Origin of the sequence: Aeromonas sp. BIGb0405, assembly GCF_024807335.1 — a bacterium.
In the GTDB taxonomy this organism is placed as follows: Bacteria; Pseudomonadota; Gammaproteobacteria; order Enterobacterales; family Aeromonadaceae; genus Aeromonas; species Aeromonas rivuli.
In genome coordinates this window covers 460806-472754 of the sequence record NZ_JANUEP010000001.1, presented here as the reverse complement: position 1 = coordinate 472754, position 11949 = coordinate 460806, and the positions used below count along the sequence as shown (strand labels likewise).

The window sequence follows — 11949 nt, the reverse complement described above, 5'->3', positions numbered from 1 at the left end:
TTACTTGTCCTTACCCGGCGTGACGCCCGACTTCATCTCATCCACCAGCGGTTTGAAACGCTTGAGCTCGCTCAGTTTGTAACCGGTGTAGTTACCCATCACCAGCACGGTTGCCATCAGCACCAGCTGCAGGCCGAGGAAGTTGAAGGTGAGGTGACGGATCAGCTCGTTATCCATGGCCAGGTAGGCGATGACGGCGACCAGCAAGGAACCGCCCCCCTGACGGAACACCTCTTTGGAGCCCTCTTCTTCCCAGAGGATGGACATGCGCTCTATGGTCCAGGAGAGGATGATCATCGGGAAGAAGGTGATCTTCACGCCGCTGGTCAGCCCCAGCTTGAACGCCAGTGCGGAGAAGAGCCCTATCATCGAGATCACCATGATGATGATCGCCGATATGCGCGCCACCAGCAGCAAGTTGAGCCGCGACAGGTAGGAGCGGATCACCAGACCGGTACCGACGATGAGCAGGAAGCCGACCAGACCGGTGATGAGCTGAGTCTGGATGAAGGCGACCGCAATCAGCACCGGCATGAAGGTGCCCGAGGTCTTGATACCGACCAGGACTCGCAGGAAGACCACCATCAGCACCCCGATGGGGATCAGCAGCAGTCCCTTGAACAGCGCCTGTTCTTCCAGGGGCAAGCTGTGAATGGAGAAGTTCATCATCTCGGACTGCTCGAACTTCTGGGACAGCGCCACACTGACGGGCTGCTCCTGAGCGATCATCGAGAAGGTGACCTTGGAGTTATGACCGCCGGTCACATCCAGCAGGGCTCCGGAGTTGTATTCCCACAGCAGCAGATTGGCAGGACGGCCCTGTTCGCCGGTCTGAGGGTTAAACAGCTGATAATCGGTCGGGCTGTTGAACACCTGCAAGTAGTCCACCAGCTCCTGGCGACGGCGACCGTCCTCCAGGCTGAGGGCGTGCACCACCCGAGTCGGCACGTCGGCGTTGTTGAGCAGCTCGGCAATCAGGTTGGCGCGGCTCTTGTGGGACTTGAGCAACTGGGCGTTCTGCTCCTGCTTCTCGATCTCCTTGATGATCTCGCGGGTCAGGGTGTAGCCATCGGCGGAACGCTCCTGGGCGCGCTCGAGGATCTGCTTCATGGCCGTGGCGTAAGGCTCACTCTCGATCTGCTTCTCGATGGAGGGCGGCTGGGCCAGGGCGGCGGGTTTGGCATGGGCATCGGCCATCATGTCGACCCGGTAGTAGAGCTCCTGGCGGCCGGTCGCGGTGCGGATGGACCACTCGGCACGGGCATCCCCGTTCTTCTCGACAAACGACAGGCCATAGCCCGGGCTCGCCGCATTCTCGTTCATCAGGGTGTAACCCGGCTGGGTACCCGGAATGGCCAGGGAGGCGATGACGGGTTCCCCGGTCGCATCGAACTCCAGTTTGGCCTCGATGGACCAGATCTGACGCTTCTCACCCGGGGTGAGCGGCACGTCCAGGGCAATATGGTGATAGATGGTCATCCCCATGCCGACGATGAACAGCAGGGCTACCAGCAAATAGAACGGCTTACGGGAAACCATGGATTATTTCACATCCTTGAGCTTGGGTTTGGGTTGGATATATTCGCGGGCCACGTCGACCACGGCGATGTCTTTGAGGAATTCGCGACCCAGCAGCACCGGGAAGGTCATGTCGCTGCGGTCTTTCAGGGTAAATTCGGCCTTCTCGGTCATGTCGCCGATGCGCACGGTGAGGCGCACCACGGGGCGGCGGTCGAGATCGTCGGCAGAGGCCTGGCGCACGCGCACATGGCGCACCAGCGGGGCTTCTATCTGGATCTTGTCATCGAGATCCTGATGGCTCAGGAAGAAGCGCACCCAGTTTTTGCCATTGCGCTCGAAGATGGTGATCTCCTGGGCGCTGATGGAGGAGGTGGTTGCCCCGGTATCGACCCGCGCCTGGAAGGCGTCATTGGCGGCATCCACCCAGATCCACTCCGCTTCCCCTACCAGCAGCTTGCCATCGACGGTGTGGCCCTGATCGGGGGCGGCGCACTGCTCGGTCGGGATCGCGGGTGGCTTGGGCGGCTGTGCGGGCAGGGTGGCCAGCTTGCTATCGACTTTGTTCACAGATTCTTTCATGTTGACGACATCAGTATTGAGCTGGGTCAGCAGTTGTTGTTGCTGGACGGTCTGGCGCGCTTGTTGCGCCATGGCGAGCTGGATCTTCTGTTCACTCAGGCTCAATTCTGTTCTGAGCTCGGCCAGGGTCAGCGGCGGCACTGTGGGTGCCTGTTCCAACTGAGCACACCCGCCGAGGCTGAGCAGAGAGAGCAGGGTCATTCCTTTCAATTTGCTTTTCATGTCATTCATTTAGCTGTGCTTCCTGGATTTGAATCAGTGTAACTTCCACAACTGCCCTCGGCTAGTCTTTGGCCTTGGTAGCGATTAATACGGCTCGTTTGGGAGCGGGTAGTCCCTCGACGGTGCGGGAGGGATCGGCGGGATCCAGATAATCAAGCAAAGATTCATTGAGCATCCACTCAGTGCGACGCTGTTCGTCGGCTCTGGTCATATTTTCATCGACAATCCGCACATCGCAGAAGCCACAGCGCTCGACCCAGCGCTTGAGCGCCAGGCTTGAGGGGATAAACCAGACGTTGCGCATCTTGCCGTAGCGATCCGATGGCACCAGTACCTGCTCCTCATCCCCGTCGATCACCAGGGTTTCCAGCACCAGCTCACCGCCATCACGGAGCTGATTACGCAGCTGTTCGATGTGTTCTATGGGGGACTTGCGATGATAGAGCACCCCCATGGAGAAGACGGTATCGAAGGCCCGCAGGGTCGGCAGCTCCTGGATGCCCAGCGGCAGCATCTGGGCACGCTGGTCATTGCCTGCAAAGTGGCGAATGGCCTCGAACTGGCAGAGGAACAGCGGGCTGGGATCGATGCCGACCGCGAGCTTGGCCCCTTCCCCGACCATGCGCCACAGGTGGTAACCGCTACCGCAGCCCACGTCCAGCACATAGCGTCCGTCCAGGGGGCTGATGTGGGGCAGCACTCTGTCCCACTTCCAGTCGGAGCGCCATTCGGTATCGATGTGGATGCCGTACAGGGTGAAGGGGCCCTTGCGCCAGGGCATAAACTGACGCAGCAGGCTCTCCACCTTCTTGCGCTCCCCCTCATTGAGGCTCTCGCTATGGCCTATCTCGACCCGATGTTTCAGTTCCACCTGACCGGGAGCCACCATCGGCAGTTTGTTGAGGGCACGACTCCAGCGCGGCAGATCACCGTGCAGGTTGTCATGTTGCCAGGCATGGAGCTGAGCGGGCAGGGTATGCAGCCAGTGGCTGAGCCGGGTCTTGGCGATCAGTTGATAGAAATTGGCGAAGTCGATCATGGCTGGGTGTCGCTGGATTTGATGGCGATCATGGAACCGAAGTTGAAGCACTGGAACCAGAGATCCTGATGGACGAAACCCGCCTCGCGCAGGCGCGCCTGGTGTACCGCCAGGGTGTCGGTGCGCATCACGTTTTCCAGCGCGGTGCGCTTCTGGCTGATCTCCAGCTCGCTGTAACCGTTGGCTCGCTTGAAATCCAGATGCAGCTCGATGAGCAGTTCGTTGACCGGCTCATCTTCGAAACGCAGCTTCTCGCTCAGGATCAGGATGCCGCCGGGACGCAGGCCATCAAAGATGCGCTGGATCAGCGCCGCCCGCTGCTTGGGGTCGACAAATTGCAGGGTGAAGTTGAGCACCACCACGGAGGCGTTCTCGATGGCGATGTCGCAGATATCCGCCTCGATGAGCTCGACCGGCACCTCGGATTTGAAGCCCAAGAGGTGGGCCCGGGCCCTATCTATCATGGGGCGGGAGAGATCTACCGCCGTGATGCGGCAACCGGGTTGCGCCAGGTTGCGACGCATGGCCTGGGTCGCGGCGCCCAGGGAGCAACCGAGATCGAACAGGCGGCTGTCTGGCTGGGCATAGCGAGCTGTCATCATGCCGATGGCGGAAATGATGTTGCTGTAACCCGGCACAGAGCGCTGGATCATGTCGGCAAAGACATCGACGACCTGCTCGTCAAAGCAAAAATCGCCCAGTTGGGCGATGGGGGCGGCAAAGATCTGATCATGCATAGTGGTGCAATCCGGCAGGGGATCTGTCTGTCCCCGGCTTTGTTCAATTTTGGTATTGGCTGACACCTGAATCGTACCGGGCATCAGCGGCTGGCGAAGGGTCACAAGGATTCCTGTTTTGCTGGATGCCCCGGCCGCTCGCACGGGCCATCTGCTGACCCGTCATAGGGGCGCTAGTCTAGAGGATTGCTGGCCATTTGTCTTGAACAGGGCGAAGCCGCCACCGTAAATAATCGACTTTTTCGTGCCGCAGACTAAAACATCAGCACCCCTTGACGGGCACTGTCAATTTCCCCCGGCCAGGGGGCCATTTCCTGACCGAGCAATTGCACTATCTGGCGCGCCAACGCCGGGGCCTGGGCATTGTCTGCGGTATGGATAAACAGATAGAGATCCTTGCCATCCGCCAGCCATTGGCGCCAATGGGGCAACCAGTCCGGCAAGAAGGGGTGATTGGCGGCAGGATCCGGCAAGCCGATAAGGCGCACCACGGGGGCGTGGGCGGTGGCGAGCAGGTGCACGGGCAGCTGTGGCTTCTTGCCCTGGGCGTCAATCATGGCCGCCGTGGTGGCGGGCACCGAAAACAGGGGCCGGGAGTCGAGCATGATGCGGTTGATGCCCTTTTCCATCAGCATGCGATTGAGGGCCCGCTCCGCTTCCCCCTTGGCGAAGAAATCGGGGTGTCGTACCTCGAGCGCATAGGCAAAATCCCGGGGCAGGCGATTGAAAAACTCGGTCAGACGAGGCAAGCCGGCGGGCCCGAAGCGGGCGGGCAGTTGCAGCTTGAGCAACCCCAGCTTGGCGTGCAAGGGGGCAAGCAGGGCGATAAAGTCGCTCACCTGCTTGTCCACGCTGACCAAATCGCTCTGGTGACTGATGGTTTGCGGAAACTTGAAGGCAAAACGGAAGGTATCCGGCACCGCCTCGCTCCAGCGCAGCACCGTCTCCGGGGTCGGCAAGGCGTAGAAGGTGGTATTGCCTTCTACGGTGTTGAACACCCTGGCGTAATCGGCCAGGTGTTTGGCGGGCTTGGCGCCCTGGCCGAGTAATTGACCTGGCCAGGCGGGGTGGGACCATTGTGGCAGTCCCAAAAATAGGCTCATTGCGGATCCTGTTGGTGGTTTTGTCGCGTTTCCCCTCAAAAATTTGCCAACTGAGCTAAAAAACAGGGCAAAGGAGGGGGCAGGTCATTTTACCCGTATAGGGGTTTTCCTCTATAATGCCACCCCTTTGTTTATCAATTTTTGATGGTGGTGCCGGATGATGCGTCCCGCGATGGTGACATGCGGTCATGAATTGTTAACACAACAACGGCTCTCCGATGCTTCGCCGACGGCCTCGCTGTCGCAAGCCGGTATCGGCGGCAAGCTGCCGGCTCAAGGGGCCGGCTGGTACGAGACTGATTTCAAACCGGGTAGCACAAGCATCTGGCCAGTGGCGAGACAGACGGTGCTGACCTGTCGTGCCCGGCGACTCAGGGTTAACCGTCTCTCTTACAATTTCGAAGGAAGAAGTCCATGCGCTCTATCTATTGCGGACAGGTCAATGAAGCCCATGCAGGGCAGACCATTACATTGTGCGGTTGGGTCCATCGTCGTCGCGACCTTGGCGGTCTGATCTTTATCGATATGCGTGACCGGGAAGGCATAGTGCAAGTCTTCTTCGATCCGGACAAACCGGATGCCTTCGCCCTGGCCTCCGAACTGCGCGGTGAGTTCTGCATCCAGGTGACCGGTGTGGTACGCAGCCGCCCCGACTCCCAGCGCAACAGCGACATGGCCACCGGCGCCATCGAGGTGTTCGGCCACGAGTTGACCATCATCAACCGCTCAGAGCCACTGCCGCTCGACTTCAACCAGGTCAACAGCGAAGAGCAGCGTCTCAAGTTCCGCTATCTGGACCTGCGTCGCCCCGAGATGGCCAAATACCTGAAGACCCGTGCCAAGGCCAGTGCCTTCGTGCGCCGCTTCATGGACGAGCAGGGCTTCCTCGACATCGAGACCCCGATGCTGACCAAGGCGACCCCGGAAGGGGCCCGTGACTATCTGGTGCCGAGCCGGGTGCACAAGGGCAAGTTCTACGCCCTGCCGCAGTCCCCGCAGCTGTTCAAGCAGTTGCTGATGATGTCCGGCTTCGATCGCTACTACCAGATCGTCAAGTGCTTCCGCGATGAAGACCTGCGTGCCGACCGTCAGCCGGAATTCACCCAGATAGACGTGGAGACCTCCTTCATGACCGCGCCCCAGGTGCGCGAGCTGATGGAAGAGATGATCCGCCAGCTGTGGCAGCACGTGCTGGCCGTGGATCTGGGCAACTTCCCGGTGATGACCTTCGACGAAGCCATGCGCCGCTTCGGCTCCGACAAGCCGGATCTGCGTCTGCCGATGGAGCTGGTCGATGTCGCCGATCTGCTGACTGCGGTTGAGTTTGCGGTGTTTGCCGGTCCGGCGAACGATCCGAAAGGCCGTGTGGCAGCCCTGAAAGTGCCGGGCGGCGCCGAGCTGTCTCGCAAGCAGATCGACGAGTACACCAAGTTTGTCGGTATCTATGGCGCCAAGGGGCTGGCCTGGATGAAGGTCAACGACGCCGCTAATGGCCTCGAAGGCGTGCAGTCGCCGGTGGCCAAGTTCCTCTCCGACGAGATAGTGCGCGAGATCCTGGCCCGTACCGGTGCCGCCGCTGGCGACATTATCTTCTTTGGCGCCGACTCCAAGAAAGTGGTCTGCGACGCCATGGGCGCCCTGCGCCTGAAAGTGGGCCGCGATCTGGGCCTGGTCGAGAACGTCTGGAAGCCGCTGTGGGTCATCGACTTCCCCATGTTCGAAGAAGATGGCGAGGGTGGGCTGGCCGCCATGCACCACCCCTTCACCGCCCCGAGCGATCTGAGCCCGAGCGAGCTGAAAGCGAACCCGCTCGGTGCCTATGCCAATGCCTATGACATGGTGATCAACGGTTACGAAGTGGGTGGTGGCTCTGTGCGTATTCACAGCAGCGACATGCAGTCCTGCGTGTTCGACATCCTGGGGATCACCCCGGACGAGCAGCGCCTGAAGTTCGGCTTCCTGCTCGATGCCCTGAAATATGGCACTCCGCCCCACGCCGGTCTGGCCTTTGGCCTGGATCGCCTGAGCATGCTGCTGACCGGCACCGACAACATCAAGGATGTCATCGCCTTCCCGAAAACCACCACGGCGTCTTGCCTGATGACGGATGCCCCCAGCTTCGCCAATCCGGCCCAGCTCGGCGAGCTGGCGATTGCGACCGTTGCCAAGGTCGATACCAAGGCTGACGTTGAAGGCGCTGAGTAAATCAAAAGGGCCGCACTTGCGGCCCATATCAGCAGACTTATCTCATTGATTTGAAATCATAACGGAGCGTTTTTATGGCAGGTCACAGTAAATGGGCCAACATCAAACACCGCAAGGCGGCGCAAGACGCCAAGCGCGGTAAAATCTTCACCAAGCTGATCCGTGAAATCACCACCTCGGCGCGCATCGGCGATCCCGATCCCGCCAACAACCCGCGCCTGCGTGCCGCCGTGACTGCGGCCCTGACCAGCAACATGACCCGGGAAACCATCAACCGCGCCATCGCGCGTGGGGCCGGTGGTGGCGACGGCGAGCAGCTCGAGACCATCGTCTATGAAGGCTACGGCCCGGCGGGCTCCGCGGTCATGGTGGAGTGCCTGACCGACAACCGCAACCGTACCGTCGCCGAAGTGCGTCATGCCTTCAACAAGTGTGGCGGCAACCTGGGTACTGACGGCTCAGTCTCTTACCTGTTCAGCAAGAAAGGGCTGTTGACCTTCGTCGGTGCCGATGAAGATGCCCTGATGGATGCGGCGCTCGAAGCCGGTGCCGACGATGTGGTCACCGAAGAGGATGGCTCCATCGAGGTCTACACCACTCCGAATGAGTTCGGTACCGTGCTGGATGCCCTGGAAGCGGCTGGCTTCAAGCCCGAGAACGCCGAAGTGACCATGATCCCCTCCACCGAAGCCGAGCTGGATGCCGAGACTGCTCCCAAGCTGATGCGTCTCATCGACATGCTCGAAGACCTGGACGACGTGCAAGAGGTGTACCACAACGGCTCCATCTCCGACGAAGTGGCCGCGACCCTCTGATCTCTGATCGTCAGGTTGCAGCTTAGAGGAAGTGGCATCACAACGGTGCCATCGCCCTCCGACGACGTGGCCGCGACCCTCTGATCGTCAGGTTGCAGCTTAGAGGAAGTGGCATTCCAACGGTGCCACAGTCCTCTGACGAAGTGGCCGCGACCCTCTGAGCGTCAGGTTGCAGCTTAGAGGAAGTGGCATCACAACGGTGCCACACTCCTCCGACGACGTGGCCGCGACCCTCTGATCGAAGGCCCGCACAGACAGCAAACGGCAGCCCACGGGCTGCCGTTTTTTATGATGTTGCCAAAGGGAGATGTCGCCCCGGCGCGTCATCATGGCTTGCCTGCCACCCCAGCCCGGTTTGTATGTCTCTTTGCCTCCATGGGCTTTCATCTTAATTTTCACTTAAGTCTCGACTCCTATGATGCCTGCCAAGTCTGGCTCCCGGTGAGCCTGTCATCTGGTTAGCGGAGTCTGTCTATGCGTATCACTATGAGTGCCATCAAGGTGAATGTCCTGCTGGTGCTGTTGTTTACTCTGGTATTCAACTGGCCTATCTTCCTGCACTTCTATCATGCCCTCTCTCGCCTCGATCACGTCAAGGTCGGCTTCGTGCTCTCCATTCCGCTGCTGTTGCTGGCGGCGCTCAATCTGGTGTTCCTGCCGTTTAGCATTCGATACCTGCTCAAGCCCTTCTTCAGTGTGCTGATCCTCATTGGCTCCCTGGCCAGTTACGCCATGCTCAAATACGGGATCATCTTCGATCAGAACATGGTGCAGAACGTGGTGGAAACCAATGTCGGGGAGGCGGGCTCTTATCTCAATGGCTCCGTCTTGACCTGGTTCATGCTGACGGGGGTGCTGCCAACCCTCTGTCTGCTGCTGCTCAAGATTGAATATCCCACGCGCTGGTACCAGGGGCTGGGCCTGCGGCTGGGGGGCATGGGGCTCTCCGCCTTGCTCATCTTCGCCGTGGGTGCCCTCTATTATCAGGATTACGCCTCGGTGGGCCGCAACAATCACACCATGGCCAAGGAGATAGTGCCCGCCAACTATGTGGCCGGCATCTTCAAGTATGTGAAAACCAGCTTCTTCACCCCGGCCATGCCCTTCCTGGCGCTGGGAAGCGACGCCGTGGTCGCGGCCGAAGGCCACAGCAAACCGACCCTGATGTTCCTGGTGGTGGGGGAGACGGCGCGCAGCAAGAACTACTCCCTGAACGGCTATGAGAAGCACACCAACGCCTTCACCGACCAGGAGCCGGGTCTGGTGTCGTTCCGCCATGTACGCTCCTGCGGCACCGCCACGGCGGTTTCCGTGCCTTGCATGTTCTCCAACATGACCCGGCGCGAGTATGACGAGAACCGGGCCCGTCATCAGGATGGCCTGCTGGATGTGTTGCAGCACGCCGGGGTGCAGGTACTGTGGAAGGAGAACGATGGCGGCTGCAAAGGGGTGTGCGATCGGGTGCCGACCCAGGTGGTCGATCCCAAGGAGCATCCCGAGCTCTGTAAAGGCGAGTCCTGCTATGACGGTGTGCTGCTCAAGGGGCTGGATCAGCAGATTGCCGGGATGAAATCAGGCAACAAGCTGGTGGCCTTCCACCTGATGGGCAGTCATGGCCCCACCTATTACCGGCGCTACCCGGCCACGGAGCGCGCCTTCGTGCCAGATTGCCCGCGCAGCGACATCGAAAATTGCACCAACGAGGAGCTGGTCAATACCTATGACAACACCATTCGCTACACCGACAAGGTGATAGGGCAGCTGATCGACACCCTCAAGGGGCTGGAGTCGGAGTACAATGTGGGGCTCATCTATCTGTCGGATCACGGGGAGTCCCTGGGCGCCATGGGACTCTATCTGCACGGCACCCCCTACAAGTTCGCGCCGGACGATCAGACGGTGGTGCCCATGCTAACCTGGATGGCGCCGCGCACCGCCCAGGAGGATGGCTTGAGTCTCGATTGCCTCAAGCAGGAGGCACAGGCCAAGCGCTTCTCCCAGGACAACCTGTTCCACTCGGTACTGGGCATCATGAACGTCAAGACCAGTGCCTACGATGGTGAGTTGGACTTGTTCAAGCCCTGCCGGGCGGGGTGAGTGGGTTTATTCTCAGCTGTTCCCCCATGCAGTGCTGGGCATCATGAACGTCAAGACCAGTGCTTACGATGGTGCTCTGGACTTGTTCAAGCCCTGCCGGGCAGGGTGAGTGGGTTTATTCTCAGCTGTTCCCCCATGCAGTGCTGGGCATCATGAACGTCAAGACCCGCGCCTATGATGATGCCTTGGACTTGTTCAAGCCCTGCCGGGCAGGGTGAGTGGGTTTATTCTCAGCTGTTCCCCCATGCAGCACTGGGCATCATGAACGTCAAGACCCGCGCCTATGATGATGCTCTGGACTTGTTCAAGCCCTGCCGGGCAGGATAGCGGCGAAGGGGCGTGACAACGCACAAATGACAACGGCAGCCATTGGCTGCCGTTGTGGTATCTGGCCTGCCGACTCAGCGGCGCGCCGTCACTTCTGTTCCATGATGATCTGCAGCAGATCCCCTTCCAGCAGACCGCGCTTGACCAGGGCGAAGCCGCCGATGGTGGGCTGGTTCTGGAAGCGGGCTTTCACGATGGGCAGGCCACGGTGGAAGCTTGGCAGGGACTGATGCTCGACGCAGCGACGGATGGCCGGGAACAGGATCTCCTCGGCTTCGGTGATCTCGCCTGCGATCAGTACCTTCTGCGGGTTGAACAGGTTGACCGTGATGGCCACGGCCCGGCCCAGATGCTCGCCCACATTCTCAATCACGCTGCGCGCCAGTTCATCGCCAGCCAGGGCAGCCTTGCAGACCTCATGGATGCTGATGTACTTGTCCTGCAGGCTGCTCTGGTGGCCGCGGCTGATCAGCTCCTTGACCTTGTCGACGATGGCCTCGTTGGAGGCGATGGTCTCCAGGCAACCGAAGTTGCCACAGTGGCAGCGCTTGCCGAGGGGCTCGACCTGAATGTGGCCTATCTCGCCGACGTTGCGGTTCTGGCCGAGGAATACCTTGCCCTTGGTGATGATGCCCGACCCCGCACCCTGGTGAACACTGACCAGGATGGAGTCCATGCAGTCGCGGGACTCGCCGAAGAAGTGTTCGGCCAGTGCCAGGGAGCGCGTGTCGTTGCCGACGTAGCAGGGCAGGTTGAAGTGGTTCTCCAGCAACTTGGCCAGGGCCAGGTTGCGGATCTGGTATTTGGGGGTATAGATGACCATACCCGATTCCGGATTGACCAGGCCCGGCATGGTGAGCGCGATGCTGATGAGATTGCGGCTGCGCTCCTGATTGGCGTCGATGAAGGCGCCAATTTCGCGCAGCAGCATGTCGACCACAGGTTGCTGGTCTATCTCGGTCACTTCGGTGATGTGCTGGTCGAGCTCCTTGCCATCGAGATCATAGAGACTCAGTTGCAGGTAGCCTCGACCCAACTTGGCGGACACAAACTGGAACCGATTCTTGATGGTGGTGAGGGAGATGGCACGCCGCCCGCCGGTTGAGGCTTGCGGTGAGGTCTCCTTGATCAGACCATGCTCGATCAGTTGCCGGGTTATTTTGGTCACGCTGGCCGGGGCCAGGTGACTCAACTCGGCAATCTTGACCCGGGAGATGGGGCCTTGCAGGTCGATGAGCCGATACACGGCTGCACAATTGACCTGCTTGATAAGGTCTACGTTTGCTATTTGTCCGCCAGTCATG

9 protein-coding genes are annotated in these 11949 nt (G+C 60.0%); 3 read left to right on the top strand and 6 right to left on the bottom strand.

Features of this window, described 5'->3' with window-relative positions:
- From M2366_RS02260 to M2366_RS02240, 5 genes are all read right to left on the bottom strand, one after another.
- On the bottom strand, window positions 1-1539 hold the full coding sequence (locus M2366_RS02260; RefSeq protein ID WP_042039738.1) for an inactive transglutaminase family protein: 1539 nt from the start codon (window positions 1537-1539) through the stop codon (window positions 1-3).
- 3 nt (window positions 1540-1542) lie between these two features.
- Window positions 1543-2301: an ATP-dependent zinc protease gene (locus tag M2366_RS02255; RefSeq protein WP_224432971.1), complete on the bottom strand. Its 759-nt coding sequence runs from the start codon at window positions 2299-2301 to the stop codon at window positions 1543-1545.
- A gap of 82 nt (window positions 2302-2383) precedes the next feature.
- The gene (gene cmoB, locus M2366_RS02250) at window positions 2384-3361 is read right to left on the bottom strand and encodes a tRNA 5-methoxyuridine(34)/uridine 5-oxyacetic acid(34) synthase CmoB (RefSeq protein ID WP_259268838.1); all 978 of its coding nucleotides are present in this window, start codon (window positions 3359-3361) and stop codon (window positions 2384-2386) included.
- Window positions 3358-4098: a carboxy-S-adenosyl-L-methionine synthase CmoA gene (cmoA, locus tag M2366_RS02245; RefSeq protein WP_259268837.1), complete on the bottom strand. Its 741-nt coding sequence runs from the start codon at window positions 4096-4098 to the stop codon at window positions 3358-3360. Before cmoA ends, cmoB begins: the two co-directional genes overlap by 4 nt.
- 254 nt (window positions 4099-4352) lie before the next feature.
- A complete protein-coding gene (locus tag M2366_RS02240) occupies window positions 4353-5201 on the bottom strand; it encodes a DUF72 domain-containing protein (protein WP_259268836.1) in 849 nt (282 codons plus the stop codon).
- A 414-nt stretch (window positions 5202-5615) separates the two neighbouring features.
- Here M2366_RS02240 and aspS point away from each other — a divergent pair, with 414 nt between their 5' ends.
- The 3 genes from aspS to M2366_RS02225 all read left to right on the top strand — a co-directional run bounded on the left by aspS (window position 5616) and on the right by M2366_RS02225 (window position 10318).
- Window positions 5616-7406, top strand: coding sequence for an aspartate--tRNA ligase (gene aspS / locus M2366_RS02235; RefSeq protein WP_259268835.1), 1791 nt, complete (start codon window positions 5616-5618; stop codon window positions 7404-7406).
- Between the two features lie 74 nt (window positions 7407-7480).
- Entirely contained in the window at window positions 7481-8221 is a 741-nt protein-coding gene (locus M2366_RS02230) for a YebC/PmpR family DNA-binding transcriptional regulator (RefSeq protein WP_042039729.1), read from the top strand.
- 474 nt (window positions 8222-8695) lie between these two features.
- Window positions 8696-10318: a phosphoethanolamine transferase gene (locus M2366_RS02225; protein ID WP_224432569.1), complete on the top strand. Its 1623-nt coding sequence runs from the start codon at window positions 8696-8698 to the stop codon at window positions 10316-10318.
- A 415-nt stretch (window positions 10319-10733) separates the two neighbouring features.
- On the opposite strand, the gene M2366_RS02220 is transcribed toward M2366_RS02225, so the two are convergent.
- Window positions 10734-11948: an ROK family protein gene (locus M2366_RS02220; RefSeq protein ID WP_042039727.1), complete on the bottom strand. Its 1215-nt coding sequence runs from the start codon at window positions 11946-11948 to the stop codon at window positions 10734-10736.
- Window position 11949: the final 1 nt, after the last annotated feature.